This window comes from Citrobacter sp. MGH106 (assembly GCF_001037495.1).
Taxonomy (GTDB): Bacteria; Pseudomonadota; Gammaproteobacteria; order Enterobacterales; family Enterobacteriaceae; genus Citrobacter; species Citrobacter murliniae.
This window is the reverse complement of record NZ_KQ089822.1, coordinates 330,173-350,317: the sequence shown is the minus strand read 5'-3', so window position 1 is coordinate 350,317 and position 20,145 is coordinate 330,173. Positions and strand designations below refer to the sequence as shown.

The following is a 20,145-nucleotide window of genomic DNA, read 5'->3' as shown; positions in this document are numbered from 1 at the left end:
TGGCGTTATGAGAAAATAGTAATATTAAAAAAACTAATGCGAAAAAAGGTGTGGAATTAGATTATTTCAAATGAGATAAGTGTCCCGGCGCGCAGGCCGGGAGAGGAAAGTGTGACGGGTCTCAAACTCTTAAAATTGTCCTTTCGGACGTTAACGTAGCCACTCAGGAAGGTCGTTTAATCCCATTGCCTGACGGAGGAGTTGTGGTTTTACGCCAGGGAGGGTATCCGCCAGTTTCAGACCAATATCACGCAGCAGTTTCTTCGCCGGGTTTTCTCCGGCAAACAGTTCGCGGAAACCTTGCATACCAGCAAGCATCAGCGCCGCGCTGTGCTTACGGCTACGCTCATAACGACGCAGGTAGAGATGCTGGCCAATGTCTTTCCCCTGGCGTTGCAGGCGCTTAAGCTCATCAATCAGCTCTGCGGCATCCATAAAGCCAAGATTAACCCCCTGACCCGCCAGCGGATGGATGGTATGCGCCGCATCGCCAACCAGTGCCAGACGATGGGCGGCAAACTGGCGAGCATAGCGCCCCGTCAACGGGAACGTCTGACGTTCGCTTTCGAGTTGGCATAACCCCAGACGATTATCAAAGGCAATGTTCAGCGCCTGGTTAAACTCTTCAACGCTTGCCTGCTGCATACGCTCAGCTTCCTGCGGCGAGAGTGACCAGACAATAGAGCACAGATGCGGGTCACTGAGCGGTAAAAATGCCAGAATGCCCTCACCATGGAATGCCTGGCGAGCAACAGCACCATGTGCTTCCTGCGTACGAATAGTCGCGACCAGCGCATGATGCCGGTAATCCCAGAAGGTCAGCGGGATATCTGCTTTATTACGCAGCCAGGAGTGAGCGCCGTCTGCACCAATCACCAGGCGTGCGGTCAGCATCGATCCGTCCTTCAGGGTCAGAAAAGCATCGTTCTCACCCCATGCCACCTGCTGCAGTTCTGCCGGGGCCATAAGCGTAATATCCGCCGACTGCTGTGCCTTTTGCCACAATGCGTAATGGACCACCGCGTTTTCTACGATGTGTCCCAAATGGTTGTACCCCATGCTTTGGTCATCAAATTCGATGCGCCCAAAACTGTCTCGATCCCACACTTCCATACCGTGATAACAACAGGCACGGCGGGCGACGATGTCTGACCATACGCCAAGACGGGTAAGCAGTTTTTCGCTGGCAGCATTAATTGCCGACACACGAAGCTGAGGAGGAGCATCCGTCGCCAGAGGGTGTGGAACATGTTGTTCTAACACAGCAACGCGTAACCCGCTGCCCTGCAAACCGCAGGCAACCGCCAGTCCTACCATGCCGCCACCAACAATTGCTACATCAACACTTTGCACTGTTTGCTCCTGAAAACGGGACGATCAAATACCGTAGGCCAGATAAGGCCTACTGGTCTACAGGCCATCATTAACGCGCAACCCACCCCAGGGTCCGCTCTGCCAGCGCATCTCGCGCGGGGGTAAATAATTCCATCGCCATTAATCCGGCATTACGCCCAACGATCAACGGAGCCCAGCGATTGGCAAACAGATACACCAGGCTATTCGTCACGCCAATCGTCGCTTCACGGTCAGTCTGACGACGTCGCTGATAACGTGACAAAACCGCATAATCGCCTACATCTTCGGCGGTGCTATGTGCCTGAGTCAGCGTTTCAGCAAGACTCATGACATCACGCATTCCAAGGTTAAAACCTTGTCCGGCAATCGGATGAAGCGTTTGTGCAGCATTGCCGACCAGAACAGTACGATGGGTCACTGCCTTCACTGCTGTGGTTAATGAAAGCGGATAGGCACTGCGTTTACCCGCTTGCGTAATATGACCCAGCCGCCAGCCAAATGCTGTTTGCAGTTCACGGCAAAACCGTTCGTCGGACCAGGCCAAGATCTCATCACGCCGCTCAAGCGGATGACACCACACCAGTGAGCATCGGCCATCTGACATCGGCAACATTGCCAGCGGGCCATGTTGCGTAAAGCGCTCAAACGCCCGTCCGTTATGCGGAACGGAGGTTGTGACGTTAGCAATCACGGCCAACTGTTCGTAAGGTTGTTGTTGCCACTCAACACCGCACGCGGTAGCCAGCGCAGAGCGAGTACCGTCAGCCGCTACCAGCACGCGACCGGTAATCACTTCGCCATTCTCCAGCGTGACCTCAACGCATTCCTGGGTGCGCGACACGCTGGCAACCCGATCAGGACAATGCAGCGTAACACCACGCGCTTTGCGCAACAGTGCGAACAAACGCAGCCCAACATCATGCAGTTCCACCACCTGACCCAGTGCCGGTATACGGTATTCGTGCGCATCAAGCGTAACAAACCCGGCATGTCCACGATCGCTGACGTGTACTGTTTTAATCGCCGTTGCGCAATCGGCTATTGCCTGCCAGACGCCAATTCGCGCCAGCTGTTGACAGGTACCTGCCGCTAGCGCAATCGCCCTGGCGTCAAACCCCGGATGACAATCGCCCTCTGGATCGCTCGCTTCAATCAGATGAACCGGTAGCGTCCCATGGGTAAGCTGAGAAATGGCCAGCGCCAGCGTCGCGCCGACCATACCACCACCAACGATAATTACGCTCATTGCAGTCGCGCCGCAGCCATTAAGGCTTCAATCTCATCCGCCCTCTTAACCACACCAGAAGTAAGGTTTTCATTACCGTCTTCGGTAATGAGGATGTCATCTTCAATACGAATACCGATACCGCGATAAGCGGGCGGTACGTCGGCGTCAGGTGCGATGTACAGCCCTGGCTCTACGGTAAGCACCATCCCCGGTTCAAGAATACGTGAGCGATCCTGACCATAAACACCAACGTCGTGTACATCCAGCCCCAACCAATGGCTAAGACCATGCATAAAGAAAGGACGGTGTGCGTTATCGGCTATCAGTTGGTCAATTTCACCATGCAGAATACCGAGCTTCACCAGACCGGTAATCATGATACGTACCACTTCACCTGTGACCTCCTGGATGGAAGTACCGGGGCGATACAGACGCAAGCTGGTTTCCAGCGATTCCAGCACAATGTCATAGATTTCGCGCTGTGCAGGGGTGAATTTGCCGTTTACCGGGAAGGTACGCGTAATGTCGCCTGCGTAGCCTTTGTATTCACACCCGGCGTCAATCAACACCAGATCGCCATCGCGCATTTCACTTTCATTTTCGGTGTAATGCAGGATACAGCCGTTTTCGCCACTGCCGACAATGGTGTTGTAGGACGGGTAACGCGCACCATGACGGGTGAATTCGTGGTGAATTTCCCCTTCAAGTTGGTATTCAAACATCCCTGGACGACATTTTTCCATCGCACGGGTGTGCGCAAGAGCAGTGATTTCTCCGGCGCGACGCATCACTGCGATCTCTTCTGGCGATTTAAACAGGCGCATCTCATGCACCATTGGGCGCCAGTCAATAATAGCTACCGGCGCTTTCAGATTTTGTCTGGAACCTTTACGCAATTTTTCCAGTGCAGTGAAGACTATCTCATCTGCATACGCATATTCGCCTTGTGCGTGGTAAACCACGTCCAGACCATTAAGCAGTTGGTGCAGTTGCTGGTTGATTTCACTGAAGGCTAACGCCCGGTCGACGCCCAGTTTCTCCGGCGCAGCATCCTGCCCCAGACGACGGCCAAACCAGATCTCTGCGGTAACGTCACGTACCCGATTGAACAAAACGCTATGGCTATGAGTGTCATCACTTTTAATCAGCACCAGCACAGCTTCAGGTTCGTTAAAACCAGTGAAATACCAGAAATCGCTGCTCTGGCGATATGGATATTCACTGTCCGCACTGCGCGTCGCTTCAGGGGCGGCGAAAATCAGTGCGGCGCTGCCGGGTTGCATTTGTGCCAGTAAAGCCCGGCGGCGGCGGAGATACTCTTGCTGCGTCATAACACTCTCCTTGGCGTTTCGTTCTTAGTGCAAAGTCGGTTTACGTACTTCTGGTGCAGTCGGCTGCTGACGTGTAAATGTGTCATGACATAGCAGAGCCGCAACACGCACATACTCAATGATCTCTTCGAGCGACATTTCCAGCTCTTCCTGATCTTCGTCTTCGTCGTATCCCAACTGAGCGATATTACGCAGATCGTCGATAGCTTCGCCGGTTTCGCCGGTCACTTTATCGAGCTTAGGTTGGGTGACACCGAGACCAAGCAAAAAGTGGTTTACCCAACCTGCCAGCGCATCGGCACGTTCGAAGACGCTGACATCGTCTCCCTCAGGCAGATAAAGCTGAAAAAGAAAACCGTCGTCTTCCAGGGCATCACTGGTGGCTGAGTGCATTTTAACCAGAGCCTGGGCCAGCTCATGACCAAAGGCCAGGCCTTCATTCGTCAGGTCGTGCAACAGCGGCTGCCATGAGCTGTCGTTGTTACCGCCGCAAATCATCCCACTGATCAAACCGTGCATTTCGGCAGGGGTCAATCCAGCCCCTTGTTGGTTCAAAAACTGGCTAACTTCGTTGTAACCAGGCATTTCGTTCTGTATAGACATAAGCATTCGTCATCAAAGGGAGGATATTCATGATATGCTACCACTTTGGACCCTGGTGGACCAGAAAAGGGCTTGTATCTTGATACCAGGGTAGCTATAGTGTCGCCCCTTCGCAGACCCAAGGTCTGGAGACGAAGGCAGCGCAGTCAATCAGCAGGAAGGTGGCATGTCTGCACAACCCGTCGATATCCAAATATTTGGCCGTTCACTGCGAGTGAATTGCCCGCCTGAACAAAGGGATGCGTTGAATCAGGCTGCGGACGATCTGAATCAGCGATTGCAAGATCTGAAAGTTCGCACTAGAGTCACAAATACTGAGCAGTTGGTTTTCATCGCCGCGTTGAACATCAGCTATGAGTTAACTCAGGAAAAAGCGAAGACGCGTGACTACGCGGCGAGCATGGAACAGCGTATTCGGATGCTGCAACAAACCATTGAACAGGCGTTGCTTGATCAGGGTCGCATTACCGAAAAAACGCCCCAAAACTTTGAATAACACTTTTCGGTTTACTGTGGTAGAGTGACCGTGAAGACAAAATTTCTCTGAGATGTTTGCAAGCGGGCCAGTCCCCTGAGCCGATATTTCATACCACAAGAATGTGGCGCTCCATGGTTGGTGAGCATGCTCGGCCCGTCCGAGAAGCCTTAAAACTGTGACGACGCATTCACCTTGAACCAAGGGTTCAAGGGTTACAGCCTGCGGCGGCATCTCGGAGATTCCCTTCTACCTGGCTACAGCCATGACACTACTTCCTGAACTTCCATTATCCCGGCAAGAAATTCGTCAACTGATCCGTCAGCGTCGCCGTTCGCTTACTTCTGAACAACAAATCCAGTTCGGTCAGCAGGCTGCGACCAGAATGCTGAGCTATCCCCCTGTTGTACTGGCACACACCGTAGCGGTTTTTCTCTCCTTTGATGGTGAACTTGATACCCAACCGCTGATCGAACAGCTCTGGCGGGCTGGCAAGCGTGTCTACCTTCCGGTTCTGCATCCGTTCAGCCCCGGTAACTTACTGTTTCTGCACTATCATCCGCACAGCGACCTGGTGACAAACCGGTTAAAAATCCAGGAACCTAAACTGGATGTACGCGACGTATTGCCGCTGTCGAAACTGGATGTACTTATCACACCGCTAGTCGCATTTGATGAAGACGGACAGCGTCTGGGAATGGGCGGAGGTTTTTACGACCGCACATTACAAAACTGGCAGCAATATAAGATCCAGCCTGTGGGCTATGCACATGATTGCCAGTTAGTCGAAAAACTACCGGTCGAAGAGTGGGATATCCCACTGCCTGCGGTGGTGACGCCGTCAAAAGTGTGGGAATGGTAAGGGTGACAAAAACCAAATTACCTGGATTGACTTTGCTGATTCTTTAACCTAGTTTAGTGAGTAAGGGTAAGGGAGGATTACTCCTCCCCTGTGACTGACTGTTAATAAGCTGCGAAACTTACGAGTAACAGTACAATCAGTATGATGACTGACTTCATCATAACCCTTCTCCTTTAAGCCCTCCCTTCGGTGAGGGCTTTTACCGTTTCAGCCCCATGCTGCCCCGCTATCGTAAATTGTCACTGTATTGACACAATGCGCTATACAGCCTTTACTCTCCTTCTGCGGCAAGCTTCGCAAACGCTCTTGTGAATGATGTAAGCGGTAGAAAAGTTAACAGTATTGAGAAAAGGGGTTGTCAGGGAAGAGACGATGGGAGAAGTGATGTCAAAGCTAAAATGCAGCGATTGCCCCTTTTTGACCAAGCAGCGGCAACGCTGTATTAACAACAAGCAGGCCGCAGCCTGCTTGTCAAAAGCATAATTAGTACAGCATGCGCGCGCGAATTGTTCCTGGAATGGCTTTCATCGCCAGCAGCGCTTTCTCCGCCACATCTTCATCCGCCTCGATATCAATAACCACATACCCCACCTGCGCGGAGGTTTGCAGATACTGCGCGGCAATGTTAACGCCCTGCTCAGCGAAGATTTGGTTCAGCGCGGTCAATACGCCCGGACGATTTTCGTGAATGTGCATCAGGCGACGACCACCATGCAGCGGCAGCGAAACTTCCGGGAAGTTGACAGCAGACAGCGTAGAGCCGTTGTCGGAATACTTCGTAAGCTTACCTGCCACTTCCAGACCGATGTTTTCCTGCGCTTCCAGCGTTGACCCACCAATGTGCGGCGTCAGAATCACGTTATCAAAATCGCACAGCGGAGAGGTGAATGGATCGCTGTTGGTCGCCGGCTCTGTTGGGAATACGTCGATTGCTGCCCCTGCCAGATGTTTAGTTGCTAACGCATCGCATAGCGCTGGAATATCGACCACCGTTCCGCGAGCAGCGTTGATCAACAGCGCCCCCGGTTTCATCAGTGCAATCTCTTTTGCGCCCATCAAATTTTTCGTTGATGCATTTTCCGGTACGTGAAGACTCACCACATCGCTCATATTCAGCAGATCGGAAAGATGCTGTACCTGTGTAGCGTTACCAAGAGGTAGTTTATTTTCGATATCATAGAAATAGACATGCATCCCCAGCGACTCCGCCAGAATGCCCAACTGGGTACCAATGTGGCCGTAACCGATAATCCCCAGTTTTTTACCACGCGCCTCAAAAGAGCCGGTAGCCAGTTTATTCCAGACGCCGCGGTGCGCTTTAGCATTGGCCTCCGGAACGCCGCGAAGCAGCAGCAACAGCTCGCCAATAACCAGTTCGGCAACAGAACGCGTGTTAGAGAATGGTGCGTTAAACACAGGGATCCCGCGTTTTGCCGCTGCGCTCAGGTCAACCTGATTGGTACCGATACAGAAGCAGCCAATCGCAACCAGTTTCTCTGCGGCTTCAATAACATCTTCAGTCAGATGGGTACGGGATCGCAGGCCAATGAAGTGGGCATCACGGATGGACTCTTTCAGTTGTTCTGTGTCCAACGCGCCTTTATGAAACTCGATGTTGGTGTAACCTGCCGCACGAAGGCTTTCCAGTGCTTTTTGATGCACGCCTTCAACCAGCAGAAATTTAATCTTGTCTTTCTCCAGCGATACCTTTCCCATTTACCCGACCCTGTCTTTTTTGTTCAAACTGATGTGTTGTGTGTGGGATTTTCATCCTCCTCTTCAACATATCAAAAAATAATATTGCGGCAATATGAACGTTTGCGTCGTCGTTCTGAAGAAGTGTCATTCAGTGGGAAATGTCAGAGTAAAATACTGGTGATAACTTTTTCTTTGGAGGGATCGGCAGGACAAGATTGAAAACGTGACAGATGTCACCAAATTTGCCCTGCCAAAATTTTTTTAACGGTAGAAGACTCTCCCGTCAGATCATTTTACGATAGTTTTCACGCCATCAGCCGTGCCAATCAGCGCCACATCGGCGCCACGATTGGCAAACAAACCTACGGTCACAACTCCTGGAATCGCATTAATAGCGTTTTCCATAGCAACGGCGTCGAGGATCTCCAGGCCGTGCACGTCGAGGATCACGTTGCCATTGTCCGTCACCACGCCCTGGCGGTATTCAGGACGCCCACCCAGTTTCACTAACTGGCGAGCAACCGCGCTACGCGCCATCGGGATAACTTCTACCGGCAGCGGAAAGTTACCGAGAATATCGACTTCTTTAGACGCATCAGCGATGCAGATAAATTTCTTCGCCACTGAAGCAATAATTTTTTCACGGGTTAACGCCGCACCGCCACCTTTAATCATCTGCATGTGGCCGTTAATTTCATCAGCACCATCAACATATACGCCGAGGCTATCCACTTCGTTAAGATCGAACACGTGGATGCCGAGGCTTTTGAGTTTTTCAGTCGATGCGTCCGAACTGGACACCGCGCCTTCAATCTGGCCTTTCATTGTGCCCAGCGCATCAATAAAGTGTGCGGCTGTTGAACCTGTACCTACGCCCACAATGGTGCCGGGTTGTACATACTGAAGTGCCGCCCATCCTACTGCTTTTTTCAGTTCATCCTGCGTCATGATCGTTTCGCCTGTGGTGTGAAAATTCACGCGCATTATAGAACATTGCGCAGAAAAATGTCCCCACACCCGCTCGCAGGCGGCGGATTTCGTCTTTACCCAACCAAAAATTGTGTCATAGTGCAGAACACGCAAAAATTTCAGGAGTACGTCAGAGCAATGAAACGTCCGGACTACAGAACACTACAAGCACTGGATGCGGTTATTCGTGAACGAGGATTTGAGCGCGCTGCGCAAAAGCTGTGCATCACGCAATCCGCGGTTTCACAACGCATAAAACAGCTTGAGAATATGTTCGGACAACCGTTGCTGGTGCGCACCGTACCGCCTCGACCTACTGAACAGGGACAAAAGCTGCTGGCGCTTCTGCGCCAGGTTGAGCTGCTGGAAGACGAGTGGCTCGGCGATGAACAAACCGGCTCTACCCCGCTGTTGCTCTCTCTGGCGGTGAACGCCGACAGCCTGGCGACATGGTTACTCCCGGCGCTGGCACCAGTGCTGGCAAACTCACCGATTCGCCTGAATTTACAGGTTGAAGATGAAACGCGCACCCAGGAACGCCTGCGTCGCGGTGAAGTGGTCGGTGCGGTGAGTATTCAACATCAGGCGCTGCCAAGCTGTCTGGTGGATAAGCTAGGCGCGCTTGACTACCTGTTTGTGGGATCAAAGCCTTTCGCCGAGCGTTATTTTCCTAATGGCGTCACCCGCTCAGCCCTGCTGAAGGCGCCGGCGGTGGCGTTTGACCACCTTGACGATATGCACCAGGCCTTCCTGCAACAAAACTTCGATCTTCCGCCTGGCAGCGTTCCATGCCATATCGTTAACTCGTCCGAAGCCTTCGTACAATTAGCGCGCCAGGGCACCACCTGCTGCATGATCCCGCACTTACAGATAGAAAAAGAACTGGAAAGCGGTGAGCTTATCGACTTAACGCCGGGCTTATTCCAGCGCAGGATGCTGTACTGGCACCGCTTTGCACCGGAAAGCCGCATGATGCGCAACGTCACTGACGCACTGCTGGCATACGGGCACAACGTGCTGCGCCAGGATTAACCCTTTCATTTCATTGCCGGATGACGCTTCGTTTATCCGGCTTAACACCTTTCATATTATCTCCGTCATTTCTTTGAAATTCATCACAAAATAAAACACACCACGCGGCAAAAAACGACGCCCTGTTGGCTATTTTTTGCTGGCGACAAGCCCAATGAAAAAGCTCACCGTATTCGCAAAGATTCAACTAATTGCGTAATACGGAGCAAAAAATGGCAAACGTACAGGAGTGGCAAACACTCGCCAACAAAGAACTCAGCCGACGGGATAAAACCGTCGAATCGCTGGAACGACAAACGGCGGAAGGGATTGCCATCAAGCCGCTGTACACTGAGGCTGACCTCGATAATCTGGAAGTAACAGGCACACTCCCCGGCCTGCCGCCTTACGTACGTGGCCCGAGAGCAACCATGTATACCGCGCAACCGTGGACCATTCGCCAGTACGCCGGTTTCTCCACCGCTAAAGAGTCCAACGCTTTTTACCGCCGTAACCTCGCCGCGGGTCAAAAGGGGCTTTCCGTCGCCTTTGACCTTGCCACCCACCGGGGCTATGACTCAGACAATCCACGTGTAGCAGGCGACGTTGGGAAGGCAGGCGTAGCTATCGATACAGTAGAAGACATGAAAGTCCTGTTCGACCAGATCCCGCTCGATAAGATGTCAGTGTCAATGACCATGAACGGCGCGGTGCTGCCAGTGCTGGCGTTTTATATTGTGGCCGCAGAGGAGCAAGGTGTATCACCGGAGCTACTCACCGGTACCATCCAGAATGACATTCTGAAAGAGTACCTGTGCCGTAACACCTATATTTACCCACCGAAACCTTCAATGCGCATTATTGCCGACATCATCGCCTGGTGCTCAGGCAACATGCCGCGTTTTAATACCATCAGCATCAGTGGTTACCACATGGGCGAAGCCGGAGCCAACTGCGTTCAGCAGGTGGCGTTTACGCTGGCTGATGGCATTGAATACATCAAAGCCGCACTCTCTGCCGGGCTAAAAATCGACGATTTCGCCCCACGTTTGTCATTCTTCTTCGGCATCGGCATGGATCTGTTTATGAACGTCGCCATGCTACGCGCCGCGCGCTATCTGTGGAGCGAGGCAGTCAGCGGTTTTGGCGCGACAAACCCGAAATCATTAGCCCTGCGCACCCACTGCCAGACTTCCGGCTGGAGCCTGACCGAACAGGATCCTTATAACAACGTAGTCCGCACCACTATTGAAGCGCTCGGCGCCACACTTGGCGGCACGCAGTCTTTACACACCAACGCCTTTGATGAAGCGCTCGGTCTGCCTACTGATTTCTCCGCACGTATTGCACGTAATACGCAGATCATTATTCAAGAGGAGTCGGAAATCTGCCGTACCGTTGATCCGCTGGCCGGATCGTATTACGTCGAGTCGTTAACCGATCAAATCGTCAAACAGGCGCGCGCGATCATTCAACAGATTGATAAGGCGGGCGGGATGGCGAAAGCGATCGAAGCCGGATTGCCGAAACGCATGATCGAAGAAGCCTCTGCCCGTGAGCAGTCGCTGATCGACCAGGGCAAGCGCGTCATTGTTGGGGTTAACAAGTACAAACTGGATAAAGAGGATGAAACGTCGGTACTGGAAATTGACAACGTCAAAGTGCGCAACGAACAGATCGCGTCTCTGGAGCACATCCGTGCCACCCGCGATGATGCCGCAGTCAAAGCGGCGCTAAACGCGCTCACCCACGCCGCGCAGCATAATGAAAACTTGCTTGCCGCTGCAGTCTGCGCTGCCCGCGTTCGCGCCACGCTCGGGGAAATCTCCGACGCACTGGAAGCCGCCTTTGACCGTTATCTGGTGCCAAGCCAGTGCGTCACTGGCGTGATTGCGCAAAGTTACCACCAGTCCGATAAATCCGCCTGCGAATTTGATGCCATCCTTGCGCAAACCGAACAGTTCCTGGCAGACAATGGTCGTCGCCCACGCATTCTGATCGCCAAAATGGGGCAGGACGGCCACGATCGCGGCGCGAAAGTGATCGCCAGCGCCTATTCCGATCTCGGTTTCGATGTCGATCTCAGTCCAATGTTCTCCACCCCGGAAGAAATAGCCCGTCTGGCGATCGAAAATGATGTGCATGTGATCGGCGCATCTTCACTGGCGGCGGGTCATAAAACCTTGATCCCGGAACTGGTCACCGCACTCAAAGGCTGGGGACGAGAAGATATCTGCGTGGTGGCTGGAGGTGTTATCCCGCCGCAGGATTACGCTTTCCTGCAAGAGCGCGGCGTGGCGGCCATATATGGCCCCGGCACACCAATGCTCGACAGCGTCCGCGATGTATTAACCCGTATCAGTCAACATCATGATTAACACCACCACGCTTGAAGACACCATCCAGCGCTTGCGTATGGGCGATCGCGCCACACTCGCTCAGGCCATGACGCTGGTGGAGAGCCACCATCCGCGACACCAGGCGCTAAGCACGCAATTGCTGGACGCCATTATGCCATTCACTGGTAACGCCCTGCGTCTGGGAATTACCGGCACTCCTGGCGCGGGCAAAAGTACCTTTTTGGAAGCGTTCGGCATGTTGCTGATCCGCCAGGGACTGCGGGTGGCGGTGATTGCCGTCGATCCCAGCAGTCCGGTCAGCGGCGGCAGCATTCTTGGCGATAAGACCCGGATGACGGAACTGGCACGCGCAGAGGCAGCGTTTATTCGCCCGGTCCCCTCCAGTGGCCATCTGGGGGGGACCAGCCAACGCGCACGTGAGTTAATGCTGTTGTGCGAAGCGGCGGGCTTCAACGTGATAATTGTTGAAACCGTTGGTGTTGGGCAGTCCGAAACTGAAGTGGCCCGCATGGTCGATTGCTTTATCTCGCTACAAATCGCCGGTGGCGGGGACGATCTGCAGGGGATCAAAAAAGGCATCATGGAGATGGCAGACCTGATTGTCATCAACAAGGACGACGGTGAAAACCGGGCCAACGTCGCCATCGCCCGCCATATGTATGAATCTGCCCTGCATATTCTGCGCCGTAAGTACGACGAGTGGCAGCCGCAGGCTCTGGCCTGTAGCGCACTGGAAAAACGAGGCATTGAGGAAATCTGGCAGGCGATAACCGACTTCAAAACATCTCTTACCGCCAGCGGCCGACTGGAAAAAGTTCGCCAACAGCAGTCTGTGGACTGGTTACAAAAACAGGCCGAAGAAGAGGCGCTTCACCTGCTGTTTGCGCGCGCTGATTTCGACCGTTACTTCCAGCAAACGCTACAGTCGGTCAAAAACCATGATCTTTCGCCGCGCACCGGCCTGCGGCATATCAGCGAATTTATCCAGCATCATTACTTTGAATAAAGAGAACATTATGTCTTATCAATACGTCAACGTTGTCATCATCCAGAAAGTCGCGGTCATCGAATTCAATTATGCCCGCAAGCTCAATGCCCTGAGTAAAGTGTTTATCGATGATCTGATGCAGGCGCTGAGCGACCTCAACCGCCCGGAAATTCGCTGTATTATCCTGCGCGCGCCGAGCGGGGCAAAAGTGTTCTCTGCCGGGCATGACATTCATGAACTCCCCGCCGGACGTCGCGATCCGCTCTCTTATGACGATCCACTGCGCCAGATCACCCGCATGATCCAAAAATACCCAAAACCCGTGATCTCCATGGTCGAGGGCAGCGTCTGGGGCGGTGCGTTTGAGATGATCATGAGTTCCGATCTGATCATCGCCGCCGAAACCTCCACCTTCTCGATGACGCCGGTCAACCTCGGTGTACCGTATAACCTGGTGGGTATTCACAACCTGACCCGCGATGCGGGATTCCATATCGTCAAAGAGCTGATTTTTACCGCCTCCCCTATTACGGCGCAACGCGCAATGGCGGTCGGGATCCTTAACCATGTGGTCCCTACTGATGAACTGGAAGATTTCACTCTACAAATGGCACACCACATCTCGGAAAAGGCGCCACTGGCAATAGCCGTTATCAAAGAAGAGCTACGCGTGCTGGGCGAGGCGCACACCATGAATTCAGATGAATTTGAGCGGATCCAGGGCATGCGCCGCGCAGTTTATGACAGCGAGGACTATCAGGAAGGGATGAATGCGTTTATGGAAAAACGCAAACCTAACTTTGTAGGCCATTAATCACACGGGGGAAAGGAGATCGCCATGAAACGGATGAGTGCCGAAAAAGCGGCAGAGATTATCCAGCACGATGATATGGTCGCGTTCAGCGGCTTTACGCCAGCAGGTTCACCAAAAGCGTTACCTGCTGCGATTGCCCGACGTGCCAGCGAGCTGCATCAGGACGGACAGTCCTTTCAGATCCGCCTGCTGACCGGGGCGTCCATTAGCGCGGCCGCTGACGATGCGCTATCAGAGGCTGATGCTGTTTCCTGGCGCGCCCCTTATCAAACCTCTTCCGGCCTGCGTCAGAAAATTAATCAGGGTCAGGTGAGATTTGTCGATCTCCATCTGAGTGAAGTCGCTCAGATGGTAAATTACGGCTTTTTTGGCGATATCGATGTTGCCGTCATTGAAGCCTCCGCTATCGCACCGGATGGTCGGATTTGGCTTTCCAGCGGAATTGGCAATGCGCCAACCTGGCTGCTGCGAGCAAAAAAAGTGATTATTGAGTTGAATCACTATCATAATCCACGCGTGTCAGAGTTGGCCGACATTGTTATTCCGGGCGCTCCGCCGCGCCGTAACAGCGTTCCCATCTTTCATACTATGGATCGCGTAGGCAGCCAGTGCGTTCAGATTGACCCGAAGAAGGTTGTCGCCGTGGTGGATACTGAGCTTCCCGATGCCGGAAATGCATCGGATAAAACCAACCCAGTCTGCCAGCAAATTGCTGATAATGTAGTGGCCTTTCTGCTGACAGAAATGGCGCACAAACGTATCCCGCCTGAGTTCCTGCCGTTACAAAGCGGCGTCGGCAATATTAACAACGCGGTGATGGCACGACTTGGTGAGAACCCGGATATCCCGCCTTTTATGATGTACTCAGAGGTGTTGCAGGAGTCCGTTGTACATCTGCTGGAAACGGGAAAAATCACTGGCGCCAGTGCCTCAAGCCTGACGGTTTCCGCAAATTCACTGGAGAAGATCTACGACAACATGGATTTCTTCAGCAACCGGATTGTGCTTCGTCCGCAGGAGATCTCCAATAACCCTGAGATCATCCGTAGACTTGGGGTGATCGCGCTAAACGTCGGGCTGGAGTTTGATATCTACGGTCATGCCAACTCCACGCACGTCGCAGGAGTGAACCTGATGAACGGCATTGGCGGCAGCGGTGATTTCGAACGCAATGCCTATCTGTCTATCTTCATGGCTCCGTCCATTGCCAAAGGCGGAAAAATTTCGACAATCGTCCCCATGTGCAGTCACGTTGATCACAGTGAACATAGCGTAAAAGTGATCGTTACCGAGCAAGGAATCGCCGATCTGCGCGGGTTATCACCGTTGCAACGGGCGCACACAATTATCGAAAACTGCGCGCATCCCCTTTATCGGGACTACCTGCACCAGTATCTGGAGAAAGCGCCTGGTGGGCATATCCATCACGATCTCCGTCATGCGTTTGATCTGCACCGCAACTTAATAGAGAGTGGCTCAATGCTGGGTTAATTTGCCATGCCGTCACGATCTTCAACAATGTGCTGTAGCATTGTGGCGGTATAGCGATGATTTTTCAGCGAATAGAGAAATTCCTGCATGTACATTGGACTACCGGGCGCATCGAAATATTTCAGCGTCGCCGGATTCACCAGTCGCCAGGCAAAATGGGGAATCACTGTCAGAAACTGCCCGCGCTCGACTGCGCTTATCTTGGCCATAAAGCTGTATGGACGGTAGATGATTGTCGGATGGATCCCACACGGGCGCATATATGCATCGATCATCGCCTCAAAGTTAGCCCGATTCTGAAAGCGCATTTGCAGCCAGGGTAACTCGCGCAGCAGATCCTGCGGCTGTTTTTCTTCATAACGTCGGGAAACCAGAAACCCCAGTCGCAGCGGTGGCAACTCGCTGACCGTCATATTTTCCAGTCCTTGCACACGAGGTGAAACGTGCTGAGGTGAAATAATAAAGTCCAGTTGCCTGTCGAACAGATTATCAATCACCCCATTCTCACTGAATTCAACGGCCTGAGCGGTCACGCCATCGTACTTGTCGCCAAGACTAATCAGTTGGTCAAAAATAATGGTGGGATAGGTATTGTCGATGCCGATGACGACATCTCGCGAGCGACGAGAGGAATTATTAATTTCATTATCAATAGCAGATAGACGTTGATAGACGGGAAACAGTTTCTGATACAGCTCCTGCCCCGCTTTGTTCAGACTGATGTTGTTATCTTTCCGGGTAAACAACGTATAGCCGATTTGCTCTTCCAGTGCGGCAATGCTTTTACCAAAGGGCGATGCGGTCATGTGTATTTTTTCTGCTGCTCTGGCGATGTTATTGGTTTGCGCCAACAGAATAAAATTCCGCATCTTTTTCGAGATAAAAATATCCATAGTCACCTCATAAAATCACTATGGCATATCCTCATGCAGACAAATAAAAGACTCGCGACGCGGTCTCACTTTTACAGTTGTTCACAGAAAAAGCCCGGCTGATTAGCCGGGCCTGAAATGGTTATTGCGTCTTTGTTGGTGTTGCCGTTGGCTGGCTCGCTGCAGGCTCTATCTGAAAGACCACATCCACCTGATCGTCAAACTGAATGACCGGTTGTTCGTAGGTTTCCTGAGCTGATGGCGCAGGTGCCGCGTCAGCTTTCATCATCCGTACCATTGGGCTCGGTTGATAGTTAGAGACATGGTAACGCACGCTATAAACCGGGCCCAGCTTGCTGTTGAAGCCGGCAGCCAGCTCCTGCGCCTGATGAACAGCATCATCAATAGCCGCTTTACGCGCTTTGTCTTTGTAGGCATCCGGTTGGGCAACGCCCAGCGATACCGAACGGATCTCATTCAGACCTGCTTTCAACGCGCCATCCAGCAGTGCGTTAAGTTTATCCAGCTGACGCAGTGTGACTTCAACGGTACGCACCGCGCGATAGCCTTTGAGTACGCTTTTACCGTTCTGGTAATCGTAGTCTGGTTGTGTACGCAGGTTTGCTGAGCTGATGTCCTTCTTCGCTATCTGATTCTGCTCAAGGAAGGAAAGATATTGCGCCACACGATCGTCGGCCTGTTTCTTTGCTGATGCAGCGTCCTTCGCTGCCACGTTGACTTCAATCGCCAGAGTTGCGATATCAGGCGTTGCATCTACGCTTGCCGTTCCTGAAGTCACGATGTGCGGTCCGTTCGGCAATTCATTTGCCTGTACCGATAGTGCACTGAATCCGACTAATGCCGCCAGGGCCATCACTTTGAACTTCACTCTCGTTCCTCCATGTTACATTAATTACCCCAAAACTCAGGGCACATGCAGGCAAGCTTAGCGGATCTCAGCCTGTTGTCCATCAGACAACACTTAGAGTCTGGCCCCTCAGGTGTCCTTGTTACAGCCAGTCTGGGCACAGACAACGCGGAAAAACAGGAGCTTATACATAGTAAGTGAGGATTTTGATCACTGCCCATGGTCAAAATGGCAAATAGAATAACCTAATGGGCCAGACTTTTAGTTGAACAGGGCGTGAACATGCCCAACACCCTCTTTCGCCAGTTGAAAAGCGATAAACCACATCACTAATCCCACCAGCGTATTAATGATACGCTGAGCTTTAGCCGTGCGCAGTCGCGGCGCCAGCCAGGCTGCCAGCAGCGCCAGTCCGAAGAACCACAGGAACGATGCGCTAACGGTTCCCAGCGCAAACCAACGCTTAGGCTCAACGTCCAGTTGACCGCCCAGACTTCCCAACACCACAAAGGTGTCCAGATAGACGTGAGGGTTGAGCCAGGTTACTGCCAGCATGGTGGCGATAATCTTCCAGCGCCCTTGCTTCATTACCTCAGCACTGGCCAGTTCCAGATTGCTGCTAATTGCTGTTTTTAACGCCCCGAAACCGTACCAGAGTAAGAACGCCACGCCCCCCCAGGTCACCAGAGCCATCAGCCATGGCGACTGCATCAGCAATGCGCTACCGCCAAAAATTCCTGCGCAGATCAACACTAAATCGCTGATGGCGCAGAGTAAGGCAATCATGATGTGATACTGGCGGCGAATGCCCTGATTCATTACGAATGCGTTTTGTGGGCCAAGCGGAAGTATCATGGCTGCGCCAAGCACAAGCCCTTGAAAATAATACGATAACACGTTAATCATCCCGAACTGTTTCTCTTAGGAGCAGACTATAGCGCGGGAATATCATTAGCGGAAATTGATAATTTTAATTGGTGATAAGAGCAGCTAATAACGATAATTTAAAGAAAGGCCGGCAAACCGGCCTTGTACTGATTACTCTGCTGCGTTCTCTTTAACACGCTTGAAATTCACGTCCATCTGCGGATACGGGAAACTGATACCATTGGTATCAAATTCGCGCTTGATGCGCTCCAGCACATCCCAGTAGACGCTTTGCAGATCGCTGCTATTGCTCCAGACACGCACCACAAAGTTAATGGAGGACGCACCCAGTTCATTCAGGCGCACCGTCATTTCGCGATCTTTCAGGATACGATCGTCAGACTGGATGATATCGGTAAGGATTTTTTTCACCTGATCAATATCAGAGTCATACGCCACGCCAATGATAAATTCGTTACGGCGAACCGGTTCACGTGAGAAGTTAATGATATTCCCGGCGATAATCTTACCGTTCGGGATAACAACAATCTTGCCGTCTAAGGTACGCATGGTGGTTGAGAAAATCTGCACGTTGAGCACGGTTCCGGCGACACCGCCGAGATCAACATACTCACCAGCGCGAAAAGGACGGAACATCACCAACAACACACCAGCGGCAAGGTTAGACAGTGAACCTTGCAAGGCCAGACCTACAGCTAAACCCGCGGCACCGAGAACAGCAATCACCGAGGCCGTTTGCACCCCAACGCGCCCCAGAGCGGCGATCAGCGTGAATGCAATAATACCGTAGCGCACCAGTGCAGAGAGGAAGTCAGCAACGGTCGCATCAATTTGACGCGCAACCATCACACGGTTAATGGTGTTAGAGACAACACGCGCCACAATCATCCCGATGATGATAATAGCGATAGCCGCAACGATGTTAACGGCATAACTCAGCAGCAGAGCCTGGTTACGTACCAGCCAGGTGCCCGCACCATTTATGCTGTCGACAACATTCAAATCTTCCATTCAATATTCCTTTTATGCTTACCCAATTGGGAGAACTAAAGCCGCCCCACAGGAGCTGGCAATCAGACAAGGTTAAACAAAAAACGTCATTGTTGCCAAATTGATCACAAAATTTTTGTCGTCAGCATATTGTAATCATAAAAAAGGCCCGCGTTTGCGGGCCTCATGTCACGTTGAGCAGGGGTCAATTACAGAACGTCAACCGCGTTCAGTTCTTTGAAAGCCTGTTCCAGACGGGTGATCATCGTTGCCTGACCAGCACGCAGCCATACGCGCGGATCGTAGTATTTTTTGTTCGGCTGATCTTCGCCTTTCGGGTTGCCCAGCTGGCCCTGCAGGTAAGCTTCGTTCGCTTTGTAGTAGTTCAGAACACCTTCCCAGGTAGCCCACTGGGTATCGGTATCGATGTTCATTTTCACTACGCCGTAGCTTACGGAGTCTTTGATTTCCTGAGCAGTCGAACCGGAACCACCGTGGAATACGAAGTTCAGGCTGTTGTGCGGCAGGTTATGTTTCTTAGAAACATAGTCCTGAGAGTCGCGCAGGATAGTCGGGGTCAGAACCACGTTACCCGGCTTGTACACGCCATGTACGTTACCGAAAGAAGCCGCGATGGTGAAACGCGGGCTGATTTTGCTCAGCTCGGTGTACGCGTAATCAACGTCTTCCGGCTGGGTATACAGTGCAGAAGCGTCCATGTGGCTGTTGTCCACGCCGTCTTCTTCACCACCGGTGCAACCCAGTTCGATTTCCAGGGTCATGCCCATTTTGGACATACGCGCCAGGTATTTGGAGCAGATTTCGATGTTCTCTTCCAGAGACTCTTCAGACAGGTCGATCATGTGAGAAGAGAACAGTGGTTTACCGGTTGCAGCAAAGTGTTTTTCACCCGCGTCCAGCAGACCGTCGATCCACGGCAGCAGTTTCTTCGCGCAGTGGTCAGTGTGCAGGATAACCGGAACACCGTAGTGTTCAGCCATCTGGTGAACGTGATGCGCGCCAGAGATAGCACCCAGGATTGCAGCACCCTGAGGAACGTCAGACTTCACACCTTTACCGGCGATGAAAGAAGCACCACCGTTGGAGAACTGTACGATTACCGGCGCTTTAACTTTTGCAGCGGTTTCCAGAACGGCGTTGATGGAGTCGGTACCTACGCAGTTAACGGCTGGCAGAGCAAAGTTGTTTTCTTTTGCTACCTGGAAAACTTTCTGTACGTCATCACCAGTGATTACGCCCGGTTTTACGAAATCAAAAATTTTAGACATGTTGCGAGTCCTGTATCTTCGGCCTTGGAAAGGGGGCGCGCTCTAAAAGCGC

The 20,145-nt window shown here is 52.3% G+C and carries 19 protein-coding genes and 1 other RNA gene; 8 read left to right on the top strand and 12 right to left on the bottom strand.

Annotation, left to right across the window (positions count from 1 at the left end; genetic code table 11):
- Positions 1–150 precede the first annotated feature (150 nt).
- The 4 genes from ubiI to SK36_RS01615 form a co-directional block, all read right to left on the bottom strand.
- A complete protein-coding gene (gene ubiI, locus SK36_RS01630; RefSeq protein WP_048220593.1) occupies positions 151–1,353 on the bottom strand; it encodes an FAD-dependent 2-octaprenylphenol hydroxylase in 1,203 nt (400 codons plus the stop codon).
- 70 nt (positions 1,354–1,423) lie between these two features.
- Complete coding sequence (ubiH, locus tag SK36_RS01625) at positions 1,424–2,602, bottom strand: 2-octaprenyl-6-methoxyphenyl hydroxylase (protein WP_048220591.1); 1,179 nt, start codon at positions 2,600–2,602, stop codon at positions 1,424–1,426.
- Positions 2,599–3,915 (bottom strand): Xaa-Pro aminopeptidase, encoded by a 1,317-nt coding sequence (gene pepP, locus SK36_RS01620; protein ID WP_048220590.1) that lies wholly within the window; start codon positions 3,913–3,915, stop codon positions 2,599–2,601. Before pepP ends, ubiH begins: the two co-directional genes overlap by 4 nt.
- A gap of 24 nt (positions 3,916–3,939) precedes the next feature.
- Positions 3,940–4,518, bottom strand: coding sequence for a YecA/YgfB family protein (locus SK36_RS01615; protein WP_136345249.1), 579 nt, complete (start codon positions 4,516–4,518; stop codon positions 3,940–3,942).
- 166 nt (positions 4,519–4,684) lie between these two features.
- On the opposite strand from SK36_RS01615, the gene zapA reads away from it, so the two are divergent.
- From zapA to SK36_RS01605, 3 genes are all read left to right on the top strand, one after another.
- Positions 4,685–5,014, top strand: coding sequence for a cell division protein ZapA (gene zapA, locus SK36_RS01610; RefSeq protein WP_045447299.1), 330 nt, complete (start codon positions 4,685–4,687; stop codon positions 5,012–5,014).
- A 41-nt stretch (positions 5,015–5,055) separates the two neighbouring features.
- Positions 5,056–5,239, top strand: a non-coding RNA gene (ssrS, locus tag SK36_RS23220) — 6S RNA.
- A gap of 19 nt (positions 5,240–5,258) precedes the next feature.
- Positions 5,259–5,855, top strand: coding sequence for a 5-formyltetrahydrofolate cyclo-ligase (locus SK36_RS01605; RefSeq protein WP_045447302.1), 597 nt, complete (start codon positions 5,259–5,261; stop codon positions 5,853–5,855).
- Positions 5,856–5,956: 101 nt separating this feature from the next.
- On the opposite strand, the gene SK36_RS24530 is transcribed toward SK36_RS01605, so the two are convergent.
- The 3 genes from SK36_RS24530 to rpiA all read right to left on the bottom strand — a co-directional run bounded on the left by SK36_RS24530 (position 5,957) and on the right by rpiA (position 8,501).
- On the bottom strand, positions 5,957–6,016 hold the full coding sequence (locus SK36_RS24530) for a type I toxin-antitoxin system Ibs family toxin (RefSeq protein WP_136345268.1): 60 nt from the start codon (positions 6,014–6,016) through the stop codon (positions 5,957–5,959).
- Positions 6,017–6,338: 322 nt separating this feature from the next.
- Positions 6,339–7,571 carry a phosphoglycerate dehydrogenase gene (serA, locus tag SK36_RS01600; protein ID WP_045447305.1) on the bottom strand — a complete coding sequence of 411 codons (1,233 nt, stop codon included), beginning with the start codon at positions 7,569–7,571 and terminating at the stop codon, positions 6,339–6,341.
- A 270-nt stretch (positions 7,572–7,841) separates the two neighbouring features.
- Positions 7,842–8,501 (bottom strand): ribose-5-phosphate isomerase RpiA, encoded by a 660-nt coding sequence (gene rpiA / locus SK36_RS01595; protein ID WP_136345248.1) that lies wholly within the window; start codon positions 8,499–8,501, stop codon positions 7,842–7,844.
- A gap of 159 nt (positions 8,502–8,660) precedes the next feature.
- Between rpiA and argP the strand changes: the two genes are divergently transcribed.
- The 5 genes from argP to SK36_RS01570 all read left to right on the top strand — a co-directional run bounded on the left by argP (position 8,661) and on the right by SK36_RS01570 (position 15,186).
- Positions 8,661–9,554 carry a DNA-binding transcriptional regulator ArgP gene (gene argP / locus SK36_RS01590; RefSeq protein WP_003825477.1) on the top strand — a complete coding sequence of 298 codons (894 nt, stop codon included), beginning with the start codon at positions 8,661–8,663 and terminating at the stop codon, positions 9,552–9,554.
- Between the two features lie 212 nt (positions 9,555–9,766).
- Entirely contained in the window at positions 9,767–11,911 is a 2,145-nt protein-coding gene (scpA, locus tag SK36_RS01585) for a methylmalonyl-CoA mutase (protein ID WP_048220589.1), read from the top strand.
- Positions 11,904–12,899 carry a methylmalonyl Co-A mutase-associated GTPase MeaB gene (meaB, locus tag SK36_RS01580; RefSeq protein ID WP_048220588.1) on the top strand — a complete coding sequence of 332 codons (996 nt, stop codon included), beginning with the start codon at positions 11,904–11,906 and terminating at the stop codon, positions 12,897–12,899. Before scpA ends, meaB begins: the two co-directional genes overlap by 8 nt.
- 10 nt (positions 12,900–12,909) lie before the next feature.
- Entirely contained in the window at positions 12,910–13,695 is a 786-nt protein-coding gene (gene scpB / locus SK36_RS01575; protein WP_045447321.1) for a methylmalonyl-CoA decarboxylase, read from the top strand.
- 24 nt (positions 13,696–13,719) lie between these two features.
- On the top strand, positions 13,720–15,186 hold the full coding sequence (locus tag SK36_RS01570; protein ID WP_048220587.1) for a succinyl-CoA:acetate CoA-transferase ScpC: 1,467 nt from the start codon (positions 13,720–13,722) through the stop codon (positions 15,184–15,186).
- Here SK36_RS01570 and srsR read toward each other — a convergent pair.
- The 5 genes from srsR to fbaA form a co-directional block, all read right to left on the bottom strand.
- Positions 15,183–16,079 (bottom strand): LysR family transcriptional regulator SrsR, encoded by an 897-nt coding sequence (gene srsR, locus SK36_RS01565; RefSeq protein WP_045447326.1) that lies wholly within the window; start codon positions 16,077–16,079, stop codon positions 15,183–15,185. The genes SK36_RS01570 and srsR overlap by 4 nt on opposite strands.
- A gap of 121 nt (positions 16,080–16,200) precedes the next feature.
- Positions 16,201–16,947, bottom strand: a complete 747-nt coding sequence (locus SK36_RS01560) for an oxidative stress defense protein (protein ID WP_045447329.1) — start codon at positions 16,945–16,947, stop codon at positions 16,201–16,203.
- Between the two features lie 240 nt (positions 16,948–17,187).
- Positions 17,188–17,823, bottom strand: coding sequence for an arginine exporter ArgO (gene argO / locus SK36_RS01555; RefSeq protein WP_048222529.1), 636 nt, complete (start codon positions 17,821–17,823; stop codon positions 17,188–17,190).
- Between the two features lie 141 nt (positions 17,824–17,964).
- Entirely contained in the window at positions 17,965–18,825 is an 861-nt protein-coding gene (locus SK36_RS01550; protein ID WP_048220585.1) for a small-conductance mechanosensitive channel MscS, read from the bottom strand.
- 188 nt (positions 18,826–19,013) lie between these two features.
- Positions 19,014–20,093, bottom strand: a complete 1,080-nt coding sequence (fbaA, locus tag SK36_RS01545) for a class II fructose-bisphosphate aldolase (protein WP_003027029.1) — start codon at positions 20,091–20,093, stop codon at positions 19,014–19,016.
- Between the last annotated feature and the right edge of the window lie 52 nt (positions 20,094–20,145).